This is a genomic window from Rhodococcus sp. D-6, from assembly GCF_040256695.1.
In the GTDB taxonomy this organism is placed as follows: domain Bacteria; phylum Actinomycetota; class Actinomycetes; order Mycobacteriales; family Mycobacteriaceae; genus Rhodococcus; species Rhodococcus pyridinivorans.
Genome location: NZ_CP132970.1, coordinates 3289580 through 3311399 on the forward strand (window position 1 = coordinate 3289580; position 21820 = coordinate 3311399).

The window sequence follows — 21820 nt, forward strand, 5'->3', positions numbered from 1 at the left end:
CGTCAGAACGTCTCGTTCGAACCTGCTGCGACACGGAAACCGTGGCCGGTGGCGTCGTTGGTGCAGGTCACGTCGGCTGCGGTGGTGGCGCACGTGTAGCCGAGCTGCGACAACGACGATCCCGGCGGCAGGACGGGGCTCGCCCCGTCGGGCGAGAGGTAGACCGGTCCGCCCGAGCACACGAACTCGCCTTCTCCGGAGTCCTGTACGCGGATGCCGAGTCCCCAGTTGACCATGCAGTCCTCGGGGCGCGGCGGGATCGGATCGGTCGGTCCTTCGCAGCCCGCCTCGGTGCGGGTGGGCAGCCGGACGATGCCGCATTCGAAGGTGCCGTCGGGGCTGCTGAAGTAGTACGACTCGTTGCGCTGGTACTCGACCTGCGCGAGCGGAGCCGGTTCCTCCGGGGAGGTCTCCGGCTCGGGAGCTGGTTCGGTCGTCGACGGGGTCGCCTCCTCGGTGGTGCTCGCAGCGACCGTCGTGGAGGGGGTCGTCGAGGCAGCCGCGGAGGTCGTCGTCGACGTCGCTCCGGAGTCGGCCTCCGGCCCGTCCGCGGAGCCTCCGCATCCTGCGACGAACAGTGCCACACCCGCGACGACTGCGACCGGCCACATCCGAATTCTCACGCAACACCCTTCCCGACGACGTGCGGGTGTCACTCTATCGAGCGGCGTCAGTGGCCGGTCAGGCGCCGGTTCACCAGGCGATTCATCCATCCGGGCGACACCTGGGCGAGCGTGGCGAGCACGGTCGCCTGCCGGCCCACGGGCCGATGCACCCGTCCCGAGCGCCGCGTGGGACGAGTCGCGTCGAACACCGCGCGGGCGACGTCGTCGGCGCCGAGGTTCACGCCCAGGGAGCGTCGCGAGCCGATGTCCATCCCGTCGACCATGTTCGTGTCGACGAACAGCGGCCACAACGCCTGCACCTTGATGTCATGGCGGGCCCACTCGAGTTCGAGTGCTTCGGTCAGGCCGCGCACCGCGAACTTGGTGGCGCTGTAGGTGGCGAGCTCGGGCTGTCCGTAGAGCGCCGACGCCGAGCACATGTTCACGATGTGCGCGCCGGGGGTGTCGCGGAGATACGGGAAGGCCGCGTGGCAGCCGAGGACGACACCGGTGACGTTGACGTCGACGAGCTGCCGGTGCCGGCTCGCCGGGGTGTCCTCGAACGGCCCGGACGACAGCAGCCCGGCGTTGTTGACGAGGACGTCGAGCCGGCCGTCGGTGCAGAACTCCTCGAGTACGCGGGTCCACGCGGAGGTGTCGGTGACGTCGAGGGCACCGGTGGCGATCTGCCCCGCGGTGACCGAGGCGCCCTCCTCGGCGAGGCTCGCGAGCCCCGCGGTGTCGATGTCGAAGGCGCCGACGCGGTAACCGTGACGGGCGAAGAACAGGGCTGTGGAGCGGCCGATACCGGCGGCGGCTCCGGTGATCACCACGCTGGGAGCAGACATGGCATCACCCTAGTCACGGGCGGGAGCCGACGGCGCACAGCGGGGATAGGCTGGGATCGGAGGAGCTGTGAATCGTCGTATCGTTGCCACCGTCGCGTTCGTCACCGTGGGATATGTCGTCGTTCTCGCGTTGTGGATGCACCTGTTCCTGCCGATCTCCGAACCCGGCACCGAGGGCTTCCAGGTGGTCTTCCTCGTCTGCCTGTACGGCACCGTGCTCGGTCTGTCGATGGCGCTCGCGGGTCGCCGCTCGAAGGTCATGCGCCGTATCGAACGCGAAGGGTACGAGGGATGGGCGACCATCCGTTCCGCGACACCGCTCGATCTGACCTCGACCGGTCAGCTGACCCGGCTCGATCTCGAGCTCACGGTGCCCGGCTCGGAGTCCTATCGCGGCACGGTCGTCTACGAGGTCGACCGTCGCAACCTGCAGCGCTACGCGCCCGGGGAGGTCGTGAGCATCTGGGTGGACCCGCTCGACCGCGACCGGATCGTCCTCTATCCCTGACTGTTCCGGCTCGTGAGAGCAAGGAGCCCTTCCACGAGTAACAGCTGGGCCACGGTGTAGGTGGCGAGCACGAACCCTTCCGCTGCCGCGCGCATCTTCTCGTCCTTCAGGAGGGTGCGGCGCACCACGATCGATCCGTCGGACAGCGTGAAGATCAGGCCGCCGAGACCGAGCCGACTGCGCCTGTCGGCACCCGGCACGGCCAGACCCGCGCGCACTCGCGCACCGGGTGCGAGGGCGGGGTCTCCGGCAAGGATCGCAGTGGTGGCGAGCAGGGCGCCGTATCCGGTCAGCGGCGCGGCCACCGAGCGGTTGCGGGCGGCGAGCAGACCGGCCGCACCGGCCAGGGCACCGGCACGCTGCACCGCGACCGGCTTCGACACCCGCGCACCGCGCCGGACGAGGATGCTCGAGTAGGCGGTCTGCATGACACCGAAACAGGCTGCACCGCTCAGGATCCGGCGGTCCTCATCGGAGCGGATCATGGCGATGTCACCGAGGGTGGCGGCTGCGAGACCTGCGACAAGCAGGGCGGTGTCGGCGCGATCGGTGTCGCGGGAGCGGCGCAGCACCCGCACGGCGAGCGCGGGTGCGATGAGCGGTTTGGCGATCTGCTGCAACTTCTCGTTCCCCGACACTCCCCCGACGACGGTGGCGGCCGACGCCGCCGCGAACACCGCGTGCTCGACGCCCCACCTCTTGCGACTGAACCAACCCATGCGCGCACAGTACCCGGCTGCATCGATCGTCCCGCAAGCTTCAGCAGCGGCGCGCACCGCCGGACGCCGTGGCGCGCAGGAAGGTCGGCGCCGGCAGGTCGCGCTGCACAGCGGCGTCGGCGACGGCCTTCCGCACCGAGTCCACGCGGTCGTCCTCGCACAGCGCGATCGCCGACCCGCCGAAACCGCCGCCCACCATCCGGGCGCCGAGTGCACCGGCAGCGACGGCCGCGTCGACTGCGGTGTCGAGTTCGAGGCAGCTGACCTCGAAGTCGTCGCGCAACGAGCGGTGCGACGCATCGAGCAATGGTCCGAGATCCCGGATCCGCCCTGCCCGCAGCAACTCCGCAGCCTTCTGAACGCGGGCGATCTCGTCGATCACGTGCCGGGCGCGGCGACGTAGGACGGGATCGTCGATCAGGTCCGCCGACGAGGCGTCGCGCAAGCTCTCCACGCCGAGGAACCGGGTGGCGTTCTCGACCTCACGGCGACGCTGTCCGTACTGTCCGTCGGCGAGCTCGTGTCCGGTCCCGGTGTCGACGACCAGCACGGTCAGCCCGCGGGCTTCCGCGTCGAACGGGATGTGTTCGCTGCTGCCATCGGCGAAGTCGAGGAGCAGCGCGTGGCCCGGACGTGCGTGGAGGGCGATCCGCTGGTCGAGCCCACCGGTGGGGGCACCGGCGTAATCGTTCTCCGCGCGCACGCACGCCGCGGCGAGTCGATCACGGCCGTCGTCGCCGAGGGGCAGCCCGCACAGGTCGGCGAGCGCCACCGCGACCGACGTCTCGAGCGCCGCGGACGACGAGAGTCCCGCTCCGACGGGCACGTCCGACGCGACCGCGATGTCCGCACCGGTCAATCCCGGCGGGTCGAGCGTCCAGATCACGCCGGCGACGTAGGCGGCCCAGCCGTCGACGTGCCGGTCGCGCAGATCCAGGTCGACGCCGTCGAAACCGGAACTGCGCACGCGCAGTACATGATCGGAGCGCCGACGCACCGCGACGACGGTGATCTGCGGGATCGCCATCGGCAGACACAGACCCCCGGCGTAGTCGACGTGCTCGCCGATGAGATTGACGCGCCCGGGGGCGCACCAGCAGCCCTCGGGTTCGGTGCCGAACTCGGTCGCGAACAGTGCGCGGGCGGTCTCTGCGAGCGTCATGGCGCCACCTCACGCAGGCGTTCGGCGATCCGTTCGGGGGTGGTGTCGCTGATCCACGCGCCCATCGCGGATTCGGACCCTGCGAGATATTTCAGCTTGTCCGGGGCCCGCCGCAACGAGAAGATCTGGCAGAACAGCCGCATGTCCCCGCGAGGTGCACCGACCGGAGCCTGGTGCCAGGCGGCGATGTAGGGGGCGCGGTCGACGCCGGGGAAGAACCGGTCGACGCGGCCGAGAAGGTCGCGCTGGACGGCGGCGAGTTCGTCGCGTTCGTGTTCGTCGAGGGCGGCGAGATCCGGGATGTCGCGGTGCGGGACGAGGTGCACCTCGACGGGCCAGCGTGCCGCGGCGGGGACATAGGCCGACCACGCGTCGCCGGAGACCACCAGTCGGGTGCCCGCGCGTCGTTCGGCGTCGAGGATGGCGCCCTGCAGCGACCTGCCGGTCCGCTGCCGATACTCACGGGCGCGGTCGAGCAGGGCGCGTGAGCGCGGTGGGACGAACGGGTAGGCGTAGATCTGCCCGTGTGGATGTTGCAGTGTCACACCGATTTCCACGCCACGATTCTCGAAGCAGAAGACCTGCTCGACATCCGGTTGCTTCGACAGCGCGGCGGTGCGGGCGGCGAGCGCATCGATGACGGTGCGCGCCCGCGGCACGGAGAGGTCGGCGAATCGGGCGTCGTGGTCGGGGGTGAACGCGACGAGCTCGCAGCGGCCGGTCGCCGGTCGTCGCGGCCACAGACCTTCGTCGTCGACGAGATCCTCACCGGCCGACGGCGCCCCGAGCGACGGAAAACGGTTCTCGAACACGACGACGTCGTAGTCGTCGGCCGGGATCTCGGTACACACGTCCGCCCTGCTCGGGCACAGCGGGCAGTCGACGGCCGACGGCAGGAAGGTGCGGTCCATGCGGTGGGCCGCGAAGGTGACCCACTCCCCCGTCAGCGGGTCGCCGCGCATCTCGGAGGTCGCCGCGACCGGCGGCAGGTCGCGGCGGTCGTGGAGGTCGCGGGTCGCGGCACCGGAGACGAACGGCTCGGTGTCGTCGAAATAGATCAGTTCCCGGCCGTCCGCGAGATGCGTGACGGTCTGCCGGACCCGCGCCCCCACGCGGCTACTTGTCGTCCAGACCCAGGTCGGCGAGGCCGAGCAGGGAACGGTACTCGACGCCCTCGGCGGCGATGACCTCGTCGGCGCCGGTCGCGCGGTCGACGACGGTCGCGACACCCACGACGATCGCGCCGGCATCGCGCAGCGCCTTGACGGCGGTGAGCGGCGAGTTGCCGGTGGTGGTGGTGTCCTCGACGACGAGCACGCGCTTGCCGGTGACGTCCGGTCCCTCGATCTGCCGCTGCATGCCGTGGGCCTTGGCGGCCTTGCGGACGACGAAGGCGTCGATGGGCCGGCCGGGGGCGTGCATGACGGCGAGGGCGACGGGGTCGGCACCCATGGTCAGGCCTCCGACGGCGTCGAAGTCCCAGTCGGAGACGAGTTCGCGCAGGAGCGTGCCGATGAGCGGGCCGGCCTTGTGGTGCAAGGTCGCGCGGCGCAGGTCGACGTAGTAGTCGGCTTCCTTACCGGACGACAGGGTCACGCGGCCGTGTACCACCGCCAGCTCGCGTACCAGTGCTGCCAGTTCGTCGCGGTCACTCATTGCGTCCTCACCCGTCGTTCGGCGGCGCGACGCCGGTGCGGTCGCGCTCGTGTCGGGGAACGAGCCTAGTCGCTGCGGGTCGCAGGTCAGGCAGCGACGGTGTCGGAGGTCGCCTCGGACTCCGACCGGACGTCGTTCTCGACAACCTCCGCATCGACGGTCTCGTGCCTGCGGGCCGGCTCGGATGCGGCGACGGGCGCGGGCGCCTCGAACAGCACGACAGGTCCGACGGCCGCGAGCTTCGCGAACAGCGAGGTGGGGAATCCGCCGACCGCGGTGTTCAGTGCGCCACCGAGGTCGTTGTGTACGCGGACGGCTCCGGCGATGCGCTGCTCGCGGGTCTGCAGTTCCCGGGCGACCCGGATGAACGGCCAGTGGTTGACCCCTCCGAGTCCACCGATCAGCTCGTGGAGCGTCGCCGACAGCGCGTTCTCCGCACCGGCGCGTTCGGTGAGACCCAGGCGCTGGTCGCGCACACCGATAGCGAGCGAGCGGGCGCCGACGACGGGCCGGATGCGCTCACGTTCTACACCGGCGCCGGCCGACGCCGCGATGAGCGCGGGCACGAGATCGTAGCGGTCGTCGAGTTCGTGGAGGAGCAGGCGCAGGCTCTCCCGGTGGCGTTGCTGCAACGTCCGAAGACGGCGCACGCCTGCGCGCAACCACAGCACCACCGCAACCACGACAGCAACACAGAGCACCACAGCCACAGACGTCACGCGCAGAAATGTACCGAGCGCACGAATCGCGTCGAAGACTGCACCCGGCGTGTCCTGCGCGGTGTATCCGTACCGTGATCTGGCAACGCCCGCCGTCAGTTCGTCCGTGGCGATCGGGTGCTGTCGCGGCCGCAGCCGATCAGGTCCGGCCGCGACCGTTGCCGAAGGTGTTGGTCAGCTTCCGCACGAGGTTCTGCGGCACCAGTCGTCCCGCCGTGGCGAGCACCTTGTACTGCAGCCCCGGAATGCTGCGGACCTTGCCCTTGTCGAGGTCGGCGAGCGAAGTGCGCACCACCTCGTCGACGTCGAGCCACATCAGGTTCGGTGTGGACGACATGTCGATCCCGGCACGCTGATGGAACTCGGTACGCACGAAGCCGGGGCACAGTGCCTGCACCCGCACGCCCGTGCCGGCGAGGCCACCGGCCAGCCCTTCGGTGAACGACACGACATAGGCCTTGCTGCCGGAGTAGGTGGAACCGCGACCGGGCAGCAGACCGGCCACGCTCGCGACGTTGACGATGTCGCCCCTGCCCGCCTCGATCATCGACGGGAGCGCGGCGCGGGTGAACGCGACGACCGAGGTGACGTTGACGTCGAGCTGCGCCTGCAGCAGGCCCGGATCGGCGGTCCAGAACTCGCCGGTCGTGCCGAAGCCGGCGTTGTTGACGAGCATCTCGACACCGCGACCGAGGCGTTCGACGACGAGATCGCGACCGTCGACGGCCGCCAGATCGGCGACGATGATCTCCGATGCCGCCCCGAACTTCTGCTTCAGCTCGGCGGCGAGTTCGTCGAGGGCGGGACGGGTGCGGGCGACGAGCACGAGGTCGTAACCGCGACTCGCGAGGGTGCGGGCGAAACCCGCACCGATTCCCGAGGTGGGTCCGGTCACGAGCGCGACGGGGCGGACGGAAGTCATGGCCGCCACACTAACGACACGCGACGCGCGCGACCACCTCCCGAGGATCTACCTCAGTGACAATTCTCGGCGTTTCACCTCAGTGACAATTCTCGGCGTTTCGCCTCAGTGACAATTCTCGGCGTTCCGCCTCAGTGACAATTCTCGGCGTTCCGCCTCAGTGACGGGCGGAGGGCCGGCCCGGATCCTGCGAACCCCGGTCCAGTTCCTCGGGTTCCACGACGGGCGGCAGCACGTGGAGGATGCCCGACAAACGCGCGACGGTCTCGATGGCCGAGTCCCATTCGCGTCCGGAGCTGCCGACGGGGATCGAGCCGAGCGTCCACTCGCCTTCGCTCCACAGCATCTGTACGTGGTCGGGGATGGACTCGGTGAACGCGACCATCCGCTGGTCGCACACGCGTCGCGCGATCTCGAGGTCGGTGGCGAAGACGATGCGCGGGCCGATCGAACCGAGCAGGTTCATGTCGGGGTCCTTCGGCGGCGGCGTCGACTTGAGCCGCAGATCGATGTCGACGTCGGAGCCGACCTTGCGCCGGACCGCGATGATCGTCGCGGTCTCCTCGATGTCGAACAGGACGAACTCCTCGCCGCGGCGAACCCCACGGACGATGTCGATCGCGCCGAGATATTCCTGCTTGGCGAGCGCCGCGCGGTGCCAGGTGGACGGCAGGTGGTCCTCGGCGGAGGTGTACTTGTAGCCCTGCGCTTTGGCCCAGATCTCCCGGATACGACCCGACTGTTCTCGCCGCGTCCGGTCGACGTAGAGCAGCGCGACCGCACCCAGCAGTGCGACCGCGGCCAGAGAGAACCACATGGCAGTCATCGTCGAGTCAGCCTAGCGGGTCAGCGGCCCGAACCACCGAAGGATGGGAGGGACGCGCTGACGACGGTCTCGGCGGTCATCCGACCCTGCTCGACGGCACTGCCGGTCGCCACGGCGGTCGCTCCGACCTCGAGGCTGTCGGCGGTGTCGCCGGTCAGGGTGATGATCTCGGTGTCGGGGGTGAGGACGACGGTGACCGTCGAACCACCGATGACGCCGAGGGTGATGCTGCCGCCGTCGTTAGCGGTGATCGTGCCCACGACCGCGCCCGCGTCGCCCATGACCTCGCCGAGTCCGCCGGGGATCCGGTCGAGCGGCAGTCCCGGTGTGGTCGGTTCGGGTGCCGGCGGGAGAGTCGCCGTCGGCGGGGGCGCGACGGTGGCCGGGGCGCGATCCGACGCGACCCGCGAGGTGGAGTCGTCGGGCCGGCTGAGCAGGAACCCGATGGTGCCGCCGAGCGCGATGAGGACCACCGCGGCGAGCGTGATCAGTCCCCAGCGCGGGCCGCGCGGCTTCCCGGCATCCGTGCCGGGCGCCGGACCCGTGGGTGGCTGCCCGGGGATTCCGTGCCCCCGCGTTCCCGGTCCCGGGTTCATCGCCGTCTGCGGGTTACCGGGGTCGTATCCGGGGAGCACCTGTGTGGGCTGATAGCCGTGCGGGGGCGGGTAGCCCGGCTGAGGCGGATACGGCTGTTGCGACGGAGGACCCTGTTGCGACGGAGAACCCTGTTGCGACGGAGGACCCTGCGGGGAGGGATAGGCCTGGGTGGGCTGGTACTCGCTCCCCTGCGCGCCCCACTGCTCGTAGCGGGTGTACGCGACCGTCGGGTTGGTGACCGGCCGCCCGTACGCCTCGGTCGCGTCGTCGGTGTGCAGCACGCGGGTCGCGTCGGGGTCCGTCCCGTTCGACGACTCGTCGAGTGCGTAGGCCCGTTCCTGCGGGGTGCGCGGATCCTGGGGATTCTTCATAGCGCCTTCCAGAGTAGGCGCGCGCGGCCCCGGCGGCTCCTGCCACCGAGGCCGCGCACGGGCGCCGTCAGGCGCTGATCACGAGGTGGTCGCCGTCCTCGCTGACGCCCACGTGGACGGTGTCTCCGTCCTTGATCTCACCGGCGAGCAGCTTCTTGGCGAGCTGGTCGCCGACCGCCTGCTGTATCAGGCGGCGCAACGGACGTGCACCGTACTGCGGGTCGTAGCCGCGCACCGCCAGCCAGAACCGCGCGGTGTTCGAGACGTCCAGTGTCAGTCGCCGCGCCGACATGCGGTCGGCGAACTGGTCGAGCTGGATGTCGACGATCTTCTCGAGCTGCTCCTCCGAGAGCGGGTCGAAGATCACGACGTCGTCGAGCCGGTTGATGAACTCCGGCTTGAACGCCGCCCGCACCGCCGCCATGATGTGCTCCCGATCGCCACCCGCACCGAGGTTCGATGTGAGGATCAGGATGGTGTTGCGGAAGTCGACCGTGCGGCCCTGGCCGTCGGTGAGACGACCGTCGTCGAGCACCTGCAGCAGCGTGTCGAAGACGTCCGGGTGTGCCTTCTCGACCTCGTCGAACAGCACCACCGTGTAGGGGCGGCGCCGCACGGCCTCGGTCAGCTGACCGCCGGCCTCATAGCCGACGTAGCCCGGAGGCGCACCGACGAGGCGTGCCACCGAGTGCTTCTCGCTGTACTCGGACATGTCGATCCGCACCATGGCGCGTTCGTCGTCGAACAGGAAGTCGGCGAGCGCCTTCGCCAGCTCCGTCTTGCCGACACCGGTCGGGCCGAGGAACAGGAAGGACCCCGTCGGACGGTTCGGGTCGGCGACACCGGCACGTGCACGACGCACCGCGTCGGAGACGGCCTGCACCGCGACGTCCTGGCCGACGACCCGCTTGCGCAGTTCGTCCTCCATCCGCAGCAACTTGGAGGTCTCGCCCTCGAGCATGCGGCCGGCGGGGATGCCGGTCCATGCCGCGACGACGTCGGCGACGTCGTCCGGGCCGACCTCCTCCTTGAGCATCAGGTCGCCACCGGCGGTGGTACCCGACGCGGCGGCGGCCGCCTCGAGCTTCTTCTCCAGCTCGGGGATGCGGCCGTAGCGCAGCTCGGCGGCCTTGCCGAGGTCGCCGTCGCGTTCGGCGCGTTCTTCCTCACCGCGCAGGGATTCGAGCTGTTCTTTGATCTCCCGCACGGAGTCGATCGCGGTCTTCTCGTTCTGCCAGCGCGTGGTGAGCTGGTTGAGCTTCTCCCGCTCGTCGGCGAGTTCGGCGCGCAGCTTCTCGAGGCGTTCCTTCGAGGCCTCGTCGCTCTCCTTCTGCAACGCCATCTCCTCGATCTCGAGGCGACGGACGACGCGTTCGACGGTGTCGATCTCCTCGGGACGCGAGTCGATCTCCATCCGCAGGCGCGAGGCTGCCTCGTCGACGAGGTCGATCGCCTTGTCGGGTAGGAAGCGCGAGGTGATGTACCGGTCGGACAGCGTCGCCGCCGCGACGAGCGCGGAGTCGGTGATGCGCACGCCGTGGTGCACCTCGTAGCGCTCCTTGAGGCCGCGCAGGATGCCGACGGTGTCCTCGACACTCGGCTCCCCCACCAGGACCTGCTGGAAACGACGTTCGAGGGCCGCGTCCTTCTCGATGTACTTGCGGTACTCGTCGAGGGTCGTGGCACCGACCAACCGCAGCTCACCGCGGGCGAGCATCGGCTTGATCATGTTGCCGGCGTCCATCGCCGACTCGCCGGTCGCGCCGGCGCCGACGATGGTGTGGAGCTCGTCGATGAAGGTGATGATCTGCCCGGCCGATTCCTTGATCTCGTCGAGCACGGCCTTGAGGCGTTCCTCGAACTCGCCGCGGTACTTCGCGCCCGCGACCATCGAGCCGAGGTCGAGCGAGATGACGGTCTTGCCGCGCAGCGACTCGGGCACGTCCCCGGCGACGATGCGCTGGGCGAGGCCCTCGACGATGGCGGTCTTACCGACGCCTGGCTCACCGATGAGGACCGGGTTGTTCTTGGTCCTGCGGGAGAGCACCTGGACGACACGGCGGATCTCGTTGTCGCGACCGATGACCGGGTCGAGCTTGCCTTCACGCGCCCGCGCCGTCAGATCGGTGGAGTACTTCTCCAGGGCCTGATAGCTGGCCTCGGGATCGGCGGAGGTCACGCGGCGGTTGCCGCGGACGGTCGTGAAGGCGTCGCGCAGGGCGGCCGGCGTTGCGCCGTGCCCGGCGAGGAGCTTCGCGACATCGGAGTCGCCACCGGCGAGGCCGACGAGGACGTGCTCGGTGGAGACGAATTCGTCGGTGAGTTCGGTGGCGAGTTTCTGTGCCGCGGTCATGGCCGCGATCGCCTCACGCCCGAGCTGCGGTGTGGTGGTCGCCCCGCTGGTCTGCGGAAGACGACGGACGAGGTCCTCGGCTTCCCTGCGCACCGCGGCCGGGTCGACGCCCACCGCTTCGAGCAGCGGGCCGGCGATGCCGTCGGTCTGGTCGAGCAGTGCCACGAGCAGGTGTGCCGGACGGATCTCCGGGTTGCCCGCAGCGGACGCCGACTGAAGTGCAGCGGTGAGTGCGGCCTGGGTCTTGGTCGTCGGATTGAACGAGTCCACTGCGCGCCCCTTTCTTTCTCGGTGCACCCCCCGCGCAGGCGAGTGCCCCATGTCGATTCTGCAGCCGATTCCCTGCCTCGGACAGGTCTCGGTGATGTCGAATTCTTCAACGGATCATAAGTTGAGTTTGTTCCACTCAACTTTCCTGAGTGTAGTGATTCTGTTCACAAACCGCTCGCAGGTTGTGACGGACCCGGCGGTCAGTGGCCGGGCGCCCTGCAACCGACTACAGTGGCGGCGTTCGCGCAGCACGGATACAGGGAGGATGGCGTGGAGGCTTTCGCCATCGCCCGGGTTCAGCTCAGCTTCGCGTCGATCATCGCCACCCCCACCGGAGCCGAACGGTTCGCGACGGCGTTCTACAACGCCATGTGGAGCGAGTCCACCAGCATCCGCTCACTGTTCCCCGCCGGCATGGAGTCGATGCGACAGCGGTTCGCGACCGCGGTCGGCTGGGTCGTCGCCCGCCTCCACGAACCGGGCACCGTCGACAGGTTCCTCGCCCAGCTCGCGCGCGACCACCGTAAGTACGGGGTCGAGCCGCTGCACTACCGCGTCGCGGGCAACGCACTGCTCGCCGCGGTCCGCGAATGCACTCCCCTGATCCTGTGGACGGCCGCGCTCGAACGCACCTGGGCCGAGGTCGTCGACGGAGTCGTCGAGACGATGGCGACCGCCGCGGCCACCGACGACCTGCCTGCCTCGTGGGGGGCCACCGTCGTCGGCCACGAACGCGTGCTCCCCGATCTGGCCATCATCCGGCTCGAGGCCGACAGCTCGATCCCCTACTACGCGGGCCAGTACATGAGCGTGCAGATCCCGCAGCGCCCGCACATGTGGCGGTACCTGTCGGCAGCGATCCCGCCGAATCCGTACGGGCAGATCGAATTCCACGTTCGACGGGTCTCCACCGGATGGGTGAGCCCCGCGCTCGTCGGCGAGACCGCGGTCGGCGACCGGTGGACGATCGGCCCACCGCTCGGTGGCCTGCACGTCGACCGCGAGAGCGGCCGGGACGTGCTGATGATCGCGTCCGGCACCGGTCTCGCACCCATGCGCGCCCAGATCATGGAGATGGCGATGCGCGGCGACAACCCGCGCGTCCACCTGTTCTACGGGGGCAAGTATCCGTGCGACCTGTACGACCTCGAGACCCTGTGGCAGATCGCCACGACCAACCCGTGGCTGACCATCGTGCCGGTGCTCGAGGAGAAGGAGAACCCTTGGTGGCACCCGGTTCCCGCGAAGGAACCGCCCACCGGCCTCAACCGGCCGATGTACGGCAAGCTCGGTAAGGTCGCCGGGCAGTTCGGCACGTGGGCCGACCGTCAGATCCAGATCGCCGGGTCGCCGTCGATGATCCGCACGACGCTGTACGCGCTGTCGGCGGCAGGCACCCCGCGTCAGAACATCAGCTTCGACCCGCTCTGATCTGCTTGCGCAGCTTCCGTGCTGCGAGAACGTTCCGCGTCAGCGAGATCGGGTTCGGTGGCACCCATCCCGCCTGCTTTGCCATTCCGAGGTCGTCGCGCACGGCCCAATGCTCGACGATCTTGCCGTCGGCCACCCGCATCCAATGGGCCTGACGCACCGTGAAACTCTTTCCCGTCGGCGCGAACACCTGATCGACGCGGCCCTGCTCGTCGTAGGTGGCGAAGGGTCCTTCGTGTCGCGTCGACATGACGGTGTCGAGGACGACGAGATCGTCCTGCTCCACGACGTTCTTCACCTCGAACTTCAGATCTGCGAAGGCGTCACGCAACCACAGTGCAGTCGCGAAGAAACCGTCGGGTCCGTGGACTCTGGTGGGAGGCGGTTCACTCTTTGCTTCGCGATTGACCGCGTCCGCGGACAGCACCTCGCCGAAAACGCTGCGATCACCGTCGGCCATCATCATCAGGGCCCGCACGGCGAGAGATTTCTTCTCCTCGGATCCGAGTTCCGGGGTGGACGCCGGAGTGGAATGTTCGATCTTCACGGCACTTCTCCTGCTGTGAAACGAGACGATCGACCCCCGGTTCGAGTATGAACCGGCCGGTCCAGAAGTCAACGCCGCAGGAGAAGGGAACGGTGGTTACATCCGCTGCGCCGCGACCGCCCGCGCGAACTCCGGATGCGCCTGCGAGATGACGAGTTCCGAACCGTCCTCGGCCACGGACATTCCCAGAGAGGCCCGCTTCGGCTCGAGCACCCGCAAGGCGACGTAGATCGGGAGGAACGACAGACCGAAGACACCGAGCAGCGCCAGACCGTAGATCTCGGGAGCGCCCTGCACGAGCGCGAACACCAGCGCGAGGAAGATGACGCCGAGGACCGTGCAGGTCGCGGCGGCGGCGATCTGCCAGCGCGTGCGGACGGCGACGCAGCGAGCACACACGGGCCAGTCCACCGCGGCGACCTGCACCGTGTAGGCGGCCTCGAGCGCCGAACCGAACCGGTTCGATCCCTGGCGGGGCTCCGATGCGTCGGCCGCGACCGTCACCCGGACACGTCCGGTCTCGGGCTCTCCGTGGCGCGGGCAGATCGGGGGGATGGGATCGATCGGTCGCATCGAACCGTCTCCGAGCGTGCTCGTCGCTCCCGAGCCCGGATATTCGACTGCCAACCGCACCTCGACCCGCTGGACGTCCCCGTTCACCATGCGAGGGAGTATGTCAGGCCGCACTCCCCGGTGAAAGCCGAGGATCTATCGGCCGCGTCGCCTCTCCGTCTCGGCCACGAAGTTCGGGTGGGCGTACGCGACAACGAGGGCCGACCCGTCGATCGGAGCCTCGAAACCCCACCAGCCCTGACGCATCTGTCTGACGAAGATCGCCGGGGTCGGAACGAGGAAGGTTCCGAACACGAGCAGCGACCACAGGGCCATGTACTCGCGGGCCCAGCCGAGGGCCGCCATCTGCACCGCGACGAGCAGGCAGACCAGTCCGCCCAGCATGCACAGCCACATCGCCCACCGTGTCAGCCGATCGATCCGGACGCACCGCGCACACATCGGTACATCGAACGCGATCACGTGTGGCTTGTGCTGCGCACGTGCACGCCACGTACTGGCCTTCGCCGCAGCTTCGGTACCGATGATGCGGATCTGCGCGCGACTGTGCCGGATCTTGCGATAGGTGGTGACCCAGGTGTGCACGCGCTCGACCTCCGGCACCCCGTGCACAGGACACACGGGTGGAAGCTCATCCTTCACCGTCAGCTGGACGGGTCGGCCCCCCAGTCGTGTCGGTATCGCATCGTCACGGTCCTGTGTCTCGAAACGCACATGCGCAAGACCATTTTTCGTGTTCCCCCCGGTTGTCACGTCGTGCACTGTAGCGGGCGTCGCAAACGCCGTTGCGATGGCCTACACTCTCGTCCGATCACGACTGGGGGATGTCTTGACACGATCGAATCTGTATGTGGACCCGGACGACCTGCGCGCTGCAACACATGATCTGCGCGATCTGGCCGACCAGGCGGATGGTGCACGCCGTTACGCCGATCGCTGGCTGACGCCTCCTGAGACCGGGGGACTGATCTACTTCGATGTCGTCGAACGGGTGCACACGGCCCGTGCCCGGCTGACGGCTCTCTACGACGAGCTGGGTGTGGCGATCGGCCGAGCGGCGACGGCGATGACCGAATCCGCACGGACATACGAGGACACCGAACTGGGCACTTCGGCACAGTTCGAGCGCACCGGTCCGGACATCGGCTGGTGAGCGCTCGTCCGGACGATGCGCTCGTCGAACCCACCGCGTCCGATCCCATACCGGACCTGCTCGAACGCACCCTGGGGATGTACTACCTCTCCCCGAGCTTCTACGTCGCCGAACTCTGCAAGTTCGTGGTGGGCACGGATCCGTGGGTGTACGCGGCCCAGCACTGCGGTGGCGACTGGGAGTCGGTGCTGCGCACGAGCGATGGCGTGAACAGGCTGGCCACCTTCCACCGTGCGTACGCGACGGCCGTAGACGACGTCCACGGCACGGTTGCCCCGTGGGACGGATCGGCGGGCGGGGCCGCCGGTCGTTATCTCACCGATCTGCAGAACGCCCTCGACGAACAGGCCCGGGCCGTTCACGGGATCTCTGAGCAATTGGAGAAGATCGCCGTGTCGATGTACGAACTGAACCAAGCATTCGCCGAAATCCTCTCGGTCATAACCGATGCAGCCATCAGGGTTCTGATCAGGATCGCGGCGACGAGTATCGCCGCCGCAACCGGTGTCGGAGTTCTGGGCTCGGCGGCCATTGCAGCGTCCTCCGTAGTGGACCTGGTGATCATCAGCGACCAGTGGAGGAAGGCGATCGACGTCCACACCACAGTGTGGACGTCCATCCAGGGCCTCATCGGTGTGCTCACCGGAAATCTCGCGAAGATCGAGAACATCGAGATCCCCGGCCTCCCCGCAGTCTAGGCACCACGGTGCCGCACAGGAATCGAGAAGACATGGACGAATCCGAGATCGTCGTCGACGTCGCGCGCGGCGATGCCACCCTGTCCCGCGAGATCGTCACGTCATTGCGGTCGATCGCCGATGCCACGGGCGACCCGGCCTTCGCGAAGCTCGTCGAGCAGGTGACGTCGGGTGAGCTGGGGGTGCGGGAACTCGCCGGTACAGAAGTGTTCTCGTCGATGCTCGACCGTCTGGTCGCCCCGGTCTTCGAGTCGCTGAAGGAGACGACCTTCGAGGACCTCGTCGAGGAGCGTCCCGACCCTCAAATGTAACGCGGATCACACTCCTCGCGATGATCCATCATCAGCCACACACAGAGGAACGGACATGAGCAGGATTCACGTGTGGCTCGCGATGATCGTCGTCATCGCGGGGATCGGGCTGACGGGCCCGACCGCGTCGGCCGCAACGCCCTATTGCGGCATCCACTGGGGTTCGCTGGACAAGGTGAACCCGACGATGGTCGCCTCACCGTTCACCGCCGTGCGGGCAGGACGGCACGAGTGCTTCGACCGGATCGTCGTCGATCTCGCCGGGCCGGCCGCGGGTTACCGCGTCGGCTACGTCCCCGCCGTCCACGAGGACGGATCGGGGTTCGAGGTCCCGCTGCGCGGAGGCGCCTACCTCCAGGTGGTCGTCCTCGCGCCCGCCTACCACGTACCGGCGAACCGGCGCGAGGTCGTCGACGTGAGCGGATACCGCACCCTGCGACAGGTGGCGTGGGCCAACAGTTTCGAAGGCCAGACCACCCTCGGTGTCGGGGTACGGGCCCGGCTGCCGTTCCGGGTGTTCACCCTCGACGGTCCCGGTAGCGGTTCACGGGTGGTGCTGGACGTCGCGCACCAGTGGTGAGGCAGGACAGCGGCATTCCGAATCCACGAGTCCTGGTGACAAACAGCCGGCCCCGGCAACCACGACCGGTTGCCGGGACCGACCGCCACGCGAACGAGGTCAGCGATAGGACGCCCGCAGCGTCTTCTTGTCGAGCTTGCCCAGCGGCGTCAACGGCAGGGCGTCGAGGAAGTCGACCGATTTGGGGGCGTGCACCGAACCCTTTGCGGCACGCACCTTCTCGATCAGTACCTCGACCGGCACCGACTGACCGTCGCGCAGCACGACACACGCCTTGACGGCCTCGCCCCACTTGGTATCCGGCACACCGACGACGGCCACGGACGCGACCGCCGGGTGCGACGAGATGACGTCCTCGATCTCGCGGGGGAAGACGTTGAAGCCGCCGGTGACGATCATGTCCTTCTTGCGGTCGACGATCGTCATGAAGCCGTTCTTGTCGGCGCGCGCGACGTCGCCGGTGTGCAGCCATCCGCCACGCAGCGCCTCGGCGGTCTCCTCCGGCTTGTTCAGATAGCCCTTCATCACGAGCGGGCCGCGCACACAGATCTCGCCGAGTTCGCCCTGCGGCACCTCGTTCAGGTCGTCGTCGAGCAGGCGGACGTCGAGCCACGGCACGGGGCGGCCGCACGACGCGAGGCGGCTCGGATCGTCGGGGAGGTGTTCTTCCTTGCGCAGCACCGAGATGGTCATGCCGCATTCGGACTGGCCGTAGAATTGGAAGAAGACCGGGCCGAGCCGCTCGATCCCTTCGCGCAGGCGGGACGGCGACATCGCCGACGCACCGTAGAACAGGGTCTCGATGCTCGACAGGTCGCGGCTGTCGAAATCGGGATGGTCGAGCAGCATGTAGATCATCGTCGGCACGAGCATGGTCGCGTTGATGCGATGCTTCTCGATCGCTTCGAGCACGAGCGCAGGATCGAAGTGCGGCAGCACGTAGAGGCATCCGCCGCGCAGGAGCGTGGGAACGAAGAACGCCGCACCGGCGTGCGAGAGCGGGGTGCACACGAGGAAGCGCGGCTGCTCGGGCCACTGCCACTCGGCCATCTGGATCTGGTTCAGGGCCGCGCCCGAACGGAACGAGCCCATCACGCCCTTCGGCTTCCCGGTGGTGCCGCCGGTGTAGACGATGGAGGAGGTGTCCTCGATGTCGACGGGCGCGGACACGAGGCGCTGCTCGGTGAACTCCTCGGACAGGGCAAGAATGTCGGCGCCCACCGAGGACGGGCCGAGGGAGAACAGGTTCTTCAGGGTCGGCACCTGCTCGCGCAGCTCCGCTGCGCGTTCCTCGAAGTGGCGGGGATCGAAGATCAGGGTCTCGATCTCGGCGTCGGTCGAGATGTACAGGTGGTCGGAGAGCGAGCCCATCGGGTTCAGGGCCGTGGTGCGGCAGCCGGCGACCATCGTGGCGCCCATCGAGATGAGCACCTCGGGCCGGTTCTTGGACAGCATCGCGACCGCCGTTCCCTGGCCGACCCCGACGGACGCGAGCGCCTGCTGGAACCGGCTGATGGCGGCGCGCATCTCGGCTCCGGTGAGGACGACGTCACCGAGGTGCAGGGCGGGCCGGTCGGCGCTGCGGTCGAGCGCGGTGATGAGGAGATCGGGCGTGAATGCGGGGCGGTAGAGGTCGGCGTACTCCTCGGGCATGGTCGTCCTTCCGGTGTGCTGTGACGGTCCGTTGTGTGACGTCACCGGTTGGCGTTCTCCGCTGTGGTGACCATCACCTGCCGTTCGTCACGATAACCGCCCGAGACCGAAAACTGAAACACGTTCCACTCTGCCTTTTCGGCGACTTCTCGCCTAGAGTCTTGGGCACGTCACAGCACACCACCGGGGGATCACGCATGCAGTCGGCCACGCCGTCACCGAGCGAGACCGAAACGGCAGTCACCGCAACCGTCGTCGAACATCATCGGCTCCGGCACGACCTCGCCGTCGTGCGTCTCGAATGCGACGACGCGATCGTCGATTTCCGCCCCGGGCAGTACGTCGACGTGGCCGTGCCGCAGCGTCCCACGCTGCCGCGTCGCCTCTCCCCCGCGCTGCCACCGTCGCTGGACGGCAAGCTCGAGTTCCACGTGCGCACGGTCCCGGGTGGCTGGGTGAGCGGCGCGATCGTCGCCGACACCCAACCGGGCGACGTGTGGCAGATCGGCGCCGCCCGCGGCGGCGACCTCCACATCGACGACACCGGCCGCATCGTCATCATGGTGGCCGGCGGCACGGGCCTCGCGCCGCTGCGGTCGCTGATCCTCGACACGGCGCGTCACCCGGATCCGCCCCGCACCTTCCTGTTCACGGGCGCCCGCAACCCGCGCGACCTGTACGCCGCCGACATGCTCATGCTCCTGTCCGAGGCGCTGCCGTGGCTGACGGTGGTGCCGGTCGTGGAGACCCTCGAGATCCCCGACATCCCCGACCCCTGGTTCGATCGCATCGCCCCGCGCATCGACGAGTTCGGACCCGACCCCGACGAACTGCTCGAGGGCAGCGTCGACGAGGTCGTCACGTCCTACGGTGCGTTCGGCGACCACCAGGTGCTCGTGTGTGGCCCGGCGGCCATGGTGCGCACCACCGCTCAGCGGCTGATCGAGACCGGCACCCCGGTCGAAAACATCCGCTACGACCCGTACTGAGTGCGCCCGACGTCCGGCCGGCTCTCTAGCGATCGGCTGCGACGGTCACCCAGGCACGAGCGACGACGGATCCGGAAGGATCCGTGCCGATGAGCGCGACGTCCTCGACATCCTCGTGATCGGTGCGGTAACGCTGCAACACGGTCACCGACCAGGTCTGTGATCCGGGACCCGCGGAATGTCCGTAGAACCGCATCCGGAGCCGCCGCACATCGGCGAGGTCGAACCGTTCGACAACCGAATGCAGCAGTTCGTCGGCGAGCGGGACGGACGCACCGTGCTCACCGACCGGACGCGCCGATCCGGACACGTAGACCTCGGCGACCAACCGCCCGATCTCATCGACGTATCCGAGTGTCCGGTCGAGCCGACCGGACGCCTCGTCGCGGTTGTCGCGGGACCGGCAGGCCAGCGCGTCGGTGGTGGGTGGCGCGAAGAACACGATGTCCACTTCGTCCACCGGGCCGTCTTCGAGGCGGGGCCCGGCTCCCCAGAGGGACAGCACGGTCGGGAGGGAACGGACGTCCCCGTTCGTGATCGTCACATGCCCTCCCTACCTTTCGGATCGTCCACTCAGGCGACCGGTGCGTCCGACGATGCTGCGTCGCGTGCCGCGATGTACCCGAAGACCAGGCCCTGCCCGATGGTGGCACCGGCACCGGGATAGCGGTGGCCGAACGCGTTGGCCGCGGTGTTGCCGATGGCGTAGAGACCGGCGATGGGGCTGCCGTCCTCGCGGAGGACCCGCGCCCGCTCGTCGGCGCGCACGCCACCGCACGTGCCGAGATCGCTCAGCGTCATCTTCACCGCGTAGAGCGGGCCGTGCGTGAGGGGTCGCAGGTTCGGGTTCGGCTGGACGGTCGGGTCACCGTAGTAGCGGTCGTAGGCACTGCCGCCACGTCCGAACTCGGAATCCGTTCCCGCCGCGGCGTCCTCGTTGAACCTTCCGAACGTCGCGGCGAAGGTGTCCACCGGCACGCCCATCGACGCCGCGAGTTCCGCAGCGGTGGTGCCGCGGTGGGCGATGCCCGCCTCGTACCAGGCCTCCGGGAGCGGCCGGCGCGGGAACACCCCGGCCGCGAACACGTAGCTGTTGCGGTACTTCTGGTCGAAGACGATCCACATCGACTCGATCGGATCGCCGGCACGCTCGCGTTCGAGCACCAACTGTCCGAACGACATGTAGTCGGACGACTCGTTCGTGAACCGGCGTCCCGTCTGGTCGACGATGAACGAGCCGGGCAGCGAACGCTCGGCGAGCATGACCATCGGAGGCTTGCCCGGACGGGTCGGCGCGACGGCGGGGAACCACCATGCCTGATCCATGAGGGCGAGATCGGCACCGACCTCCTGGGCCGCCTTGATCGCGTCGCCGGTGTTGGTCTCCGCCCCGAGGCTCTCGTGGTCGAGCAGACGCTCGGACTGGAACTTGCGCCGCATCTCCATGTCGTGGTCGAACCCACCCGCGGCAAGCACCACCCCGCGACGAGCGGTCACCGTCACCTCACGTCCGTTCTGCGCTACGACGGCACCGGTGACACGATCCCCGTCGGTGAGCAGACGCACCAGCGACGTCTCGGTCCACACCGGCACACCGGCCTTCAGCACACCCGCGAACAGGCCGGCGGCGATCGCTTGCCCACCGGCGACGTATTCACGCTTGACGGCGAGACCGGCGACCCCCTGTGCGAGCCGCTTGAAGATACGCGGAAAACCCTTGTGCGGCACGCGCAACATGAGGTTCATCCACTTGTAGTCGGCACCGGTGGTAGGCATCGGCAGGCTCGCCTCCATGAGGCCGGGACGCAGTCGACCCCGCTCCTCACCGAGGACCGACAGGTCCATGGGCAGGCACTCGCAGCTGCGGCCGACCGCCGAACCACCCGCCAGTTCGGGGTGATAGTCGGAGTAGCCCTCAGCCCAGAACAGCTTCATGGGGGTGGTGCGCTGGAGCATCTCGACGGTGGCGACACCGTTGTCGACGAAGGCCTCGCCCCGTTCGACCGGCGCCGTGCCGTCGACGACCGTCCGCACGTAGGTGTGGCCGCGCTCGACGGTGTCGCCGCTTCCCGCCGCGGTGAGTACCGGATTGGCCGGCACCCAGAACGCACCGCCGGAACGGGCGGTCGATCCGCCGACGTAGGCCGACTTCTCCACGAGGAGGGCGGACAGTCCCGCCTCGTGCGCGGTGAGTGCGGCGGCCATGCCGGTACCGGACCCGATCACGAGCAGGTCGACGGTGGTGTCCTGGGCGGGTGCCACGGGCGGTACGGATGTCGGCGCCATCGACAGTCTCCTTCTCGTCGTTGTCTGCGGGACGCTAGGACAG

At 68.6% G+C, this 21820-nt stretch carries 24 protein-coding genes; 7 read left to right on the forward strand and 17 right to left on the reverse strand.

The features are described 5' to 3' along the window. Nucleotides 1–2 precede the first annotated feature (2 nt). Nucleotides 3–611 carry a hypothetical protein gene (locus tag RBB84_RS15395; protein ID WP_019291046.1) on the reverse strand — a complete coding sequence of 203 codons (609 nt, stop codon included), beginning with the start codon at nt 609–611 and terminating at the stop codon, nt 3–5. A 59-nt stretch (nt 612–670) separates the two neighbouring features. Continuing rightward, entirely contained in the window at nt 671–1453 is a 783-nt protein-coding gene (locus RBB84_RS15400; protein WP_033096219.1) for an SDR family oxidoreductase, read from the reverse strand. Nucleotides 1454–1520: 67 nt separating this feature from the next. Here RBB84_RS15400 and RBB84_RS15405 point away from each other — a divergent pair, with 67 nt between their 5' ends. Then, entirely contained in the window at nt 1521–1961 is a 441-nt protein-coding gene (locus RBB84_RS15405) for a hypothetical protein (RefSeq protein ID WP_019291044.1), read from the forward strand. On the opposite strand, the gene RBB84_RS15410 is transcribed toward RBB84_RS15405, so the two are convergent. The 9 genes from RBB84_RS15410 to clpB all read right to left on the reverse strand — a co-directional run bounded on the left by RBB84_RS15410 (nt 1952) and on the right by clpB (nt 11556). Continuing rightward, a complete protein-coding gene (locus tag RBB84_RS15410; protein ID WP_033096220.1) occupies nt 1952–2680 on the reverse strand; it encodes a lysoplasmalogenase family protein in 729 nt (242 codons plus the stop codon). The two genes, RBB84_RS15405 and RBB84_RS15410, sit on opposite strands and share 10 nt — an antisense overlap. Before the next feature lie 40 nt (nt 2681–2720). Beyond that, entirely contained in the window at nt 2721–3842 is a 1122-nt protein-coding gene (gene galK, locus RBB84_RS15415) for a galactokinase (protein WP_064256539.1), read from the reverse strand. Continuing rightward, on the reverse strand, nt 3839–4954 hold the full coding sequence (gene galT, locus RBB84_RS15420; protein WP_064256538.1) for a galactose-1-phosphate uridylyltransferase: 1116 nt from the start codon (nt 4952–4954) through the stop codon (nt 3839–3841). The genes galK and galT overlap by 4 nt, the downstream gene beginning before the upstream one ends. A 4-nt stretch (nt 4955–4958) precedes the next feature. After that, on the reverse strand, nt 4959–5498 hold the full coding sequence (gene pyrE, locus RBB84_RS15425; RefSeq protein ID WP_006552999.1) for an orotate phosphoribosyltransferase: 540 nt from the start codon (nt 5496–5498) through the stop codon (nt 4959–4961). 86 nt (nt 5499–5584) lie between these two features. Continuing rightward, nucleotides 5585–6172 (reverse strand): LemA family protein, encoded by a 588-nt coding sequence (locus tag RBB84_RS15430; RefSeq protein ID WP_019291040.1) that lies wholly within the window; start codon nt 6170–6172, stop codon nt 5585–5587. A 184-nt stretch (nt 6173–6356) separates the two neighbouring features. After that, complete coding sequence (locus RBB84_RS15435) at nt 6357–7139, reverse strand: SDR family oxidoreductase (RefSeq protein WP_019291039.1); 783 nt, start codon at nt 7137–7139, stop codon at nt 6357–6359. Between the two features lie 157 nt (nt 7140–7296). Then, entirely contained in the window at nt 7297–7956 is a 660-nt protein-coding gene (locus tag RBB84_RS15440) for a hypothetical protein (RefSeq protein WP_006553002.1), read from the reverse strand. Between the two features lie 29 nt (nt 7957–7985). Then, nucleotides 7986–8933 carry a hypothetical protein gene (locus RBB84_RS15445; RefSeq protein WP_064256537.1) on the reverse strand — a complete coding sequence of 316 codons (948 nt, stop codon included), beginning with the start codon at nt 8931–8933 and terminating at the stop codon, nt 7986–7988. 67 nt (nt 8934–9000) lie between these two features. Beyond that, complete coding sequence (clpB, locus tag RBB84_RS15450; protein ID WP_024101899.1) at nt 9001–11556, reverse strand: ATP-dependent chaperone ClpB; 2556 nt, start codon at nt 11554–11556, stop codon at nt 9001–9003. 270 nt (nt 11557–11826) lie between these two features. Between clpB and RBB84_RS15455 the strand changes: the two genes are divergently transcribed. Then, on the forward strand, nt 11827–12987 hold the full coding sequence (locus RBB84_RS15455; RefSeq protein ID WP_064256587.1) for an FAD-binding oxidoreductase: 1161 nt from the start codon (nt 11827–11829) through the stop codon (nt 12985–12987). Here RBB84_RS15455 and RBB84_RS15460 read toward each other — a convergent pair. The 3 genes from RBB84_RS15460 to RBB84_RS15470 form a co-directional block, all read right to left on the reverse strand. Continuing rightward, a complete protein-coding gene (locus RBB84_RS15460; protein WP_064256536.1) occupies nt 12968–13534 on the reverse strand; it encodes an ester cyclase in 567 nt (188 codons plus the stop codon). The two genes, RBB84_RS15455 and RBB84_RS15460, sit on opposite strands and share 20 nt — an antisense overlap. A gap of 96 nt (nt 13535–13630) precedes the next feature. Further along, nucleotides 13631–14197, reverse strand: coding sequence for a hypothetical protein (locus RBB84_RS15465; protein WP_019291034.1), 567 nt, complete (start codon nt 14195–14197; stop codon nt 13631–13633). A gap of 45 nt (nt 14198–14242) precedes the next feature. After that, nucleotides 14243–14692 (reverse strand): hypothetical protein, encoded by a 450-nt coding sequence (locus tag RBB84_RS15470; protein ID WP_254707502.1) that lies wholly within the window; start codon nt 14690–14692, stop codon nt 14243–14245. A 244-nt stretch (nt 14693–14936) separates the two neighbouring features. On the opposite strand from RBB84_RS15470, the gene RBB84_RS15475 reads away from it, so the two are divergent. Genes RBB84_RS15475 through RBB84_RS15490 form a run of 4 tightly spaced genes read left to right on the forward strand, consistent with a single transcriptional unit; the run spans nt 14937 to nt 16849 of the window. Next, nucleotides 14937–15260 carry a hypothetical protein gene (locus RBB84_RS15475; protein WP_231912035.1) on the forward strand — a complete coding sequence of 108 codons (324 nt, stop codon included), beginning with the start codon at nt 14937–14939 and terminating at the stop codon, nt 15258–15260. Continuing rightward, nucleotides 15257–15958 carry a hypothetical protein gene (locus tag RBB84_RS15480; protein ID WP_024101904.1) on the forward strand — a complete coding sequence of 234 codons (702 nt, stop codon included), beginning with the start codon at nt 15257–15259 and terminating at the stop codon, nt 15956–15958. The genes RBB84_RS15475 and RBB84_RS15480 overlap by 4 nt, the downstream gene beginning before the upstream one ends. A 32-nt stretch (nt 15959–15990) precedes the next feature. After that, nucleotides 15991–16269: a hypothetical protein gene (locus RBB84_RS15485; RefSeq protein ID WP_024101905.1), complete on the forward strand. Its 279-nt coding sequence runs from the start codon at nt 15991–15993 to the stop codon at nt 16267–16269. Between the two features lie 55 nt (nt 16270–16324). Continuing rightward, entirely contained in the window at nt 16325–16849 is a 525-nt protein-coding gene (locus RBB84_RS15490) for a hypothetical protein (RefSeq protein ID WP_231912034.1), read from the forward strand. A 99-nt stretch (nt 16850–16948) separates the two neighbouring features. Here RBB84_RS15490 and RBB84_RS15495 read toward each other — a convergent pair whose 3' ends face one another. Then, the gene (locus RBB84_RS15495) at nt 16949–18502 is read right to left on the reverse strand and encodes an AMP-binding protein (protein ID WP_064256533.1); all 1554 of its coding nucleotides are present in this window, start codon (nt 18500–18502) and stop codon (nt 16949–16951) included. Nucleotides 18503–18699: 197 nt separating this feature from the next. On the opposite strand from RBB84_RS15495, the gene RBB84_RS15500 reads away from it, so the two are divergent. Continuing rightward, a complete protein-coding gene (locus tag RBB84_RS15500; protein WP_019291028.1) occupies nt 18700–19491 on the forward strand; it encodes an FAD-binding oxidoreductase in 792 nt (263 codons plus the stop codon). A 25-nt stretch (nt 19492–19516) separates the two neighbouring features. On the opposite strand, the gene RBB84_RS15505 is transcribed toward RBB84_RS15500, so the two are convergent. Together RBB84_RS15505 and RBB84_RS15510 are read right to left on the reverse strand one after the other, a co-directional pair. Further along, nucleotides 19517–20035, reverse strand: a complete 519-nt coding sequence (locus RBB84_RS15505) for a hypothetical protein (protein ID WP_064256532.1) — start codon at nt 20033–20035, stop codon at nt 19517–19519. A 29-nt stretch (nt 20036–20064) separates the two neighbouring features. Continuing rightward, entirely contained in the window at nt 20065–21777 is a 1713-nt protein-coding gene (locus RBB84_RS15510) for a 3-ketosteroid-delta-1-dehydrogenase (RefSeq protein ID WP_037217964.1), read from the reverse strand. Between the last annotated feature and the right edge of the window lie 43 nt (nt 21778–21820).

Coding starts and splice junctions, on each gene's coding strand:
- RBB84_RS15465 (WP_019291034.1), bottom strand. CDS start 14,197: ATGGTGAACGGGGACGTCCAGCGGGTCGAGGTGCGGTTGGCAGTCGAA.
- RBB84_RS15395 (WP_019291046.1), bottom strand. CDS start 611: ATGTGGCCGGTCGCAGTCGTCGCGGGTGTGGCACTGTTCGTCGCAGGA.
- RBB84_RS15490 (WP_231912034.1), top strand. CDS start 16,325: ATGAGCAGGATTCACGTGTGGCTCGCGATGATCGTCGTCATCGCGGGG.
- RBB84_RS15410 (WP_033096220.1), bottom strand. CDS start 2,680: ATGGGTTGGTTCAGTCGCAAGAGGTGGGGCGTCGAGCACGCGGTGTTC.
- RBB84_RS15440 (WP_006553002.1), bottom strand. CDS start 7,956: ATGTGGTTCTCTCTGGCCGCGGTCGCACTGCTGGGTGCGGTCGCGCTG.
- RBB84_RS15435 (WP_019291039.1), bottom strand. CDS start 7,139: ATGACTTCCGTCCGCCCCGTCGCGCTCGTGACCGGACCCACCTCGGGA.
- pyrE (WP_006552999.1), bottom strand. CDS start 5,498: ATGAGTGACCGCGACGAACTGGCAGCACTGGTACGCGAGCTGGCGGTG.
- galK (WP_064256539.1), bottom strand. CDS start 3,842: ATGACGCTCGCAGAGACCGCCCGCGCACTGTTCGCGACCGAGTTCGGC.
- RBB84_RS15510 (WP_037217964.1), bottom strand. CDS start 21,777: ATGGCGCCGACATCCGTACCGCCCGTGGCACCCGCCCAGGACACCACC.
- RBB84_RS15400 (WP_033096219.1), bottom strand. CDS start 1,453: ATGTCTGCTCCCAGCGTGGTGATCACCGGAGCCGCCGCCGGTATCGGC.
- RBB84_RS15500 (WP_019291028.1), top strand. CDS start 18,700: ATGCAGTCGGCCACGCCGTCACCGAGCGAGACCGAAACGGCAGTCACC.
- RBB84_RS15445 (WP_064256537.1), bottom strand. CDS start 8,933: ATGAAGAATCCCCAGGATCCGCGCACCCCGCAGGAACGGGCCTACGCA.
- RBB84_RS15485 (WP_024101905.1), top strand. CDS start 15,991: ATGGACGAATCCGAGATCGTCGTCGACGTCGCGCGCGGCGATGCCACC.
- RBB84_RS15495 (WP_064256533.1), bottom strand. CDS start 18,502: ATGCCCGAGGAGTACGCCGACCTCTACCGCCCCGCATTCACGCCCGAT.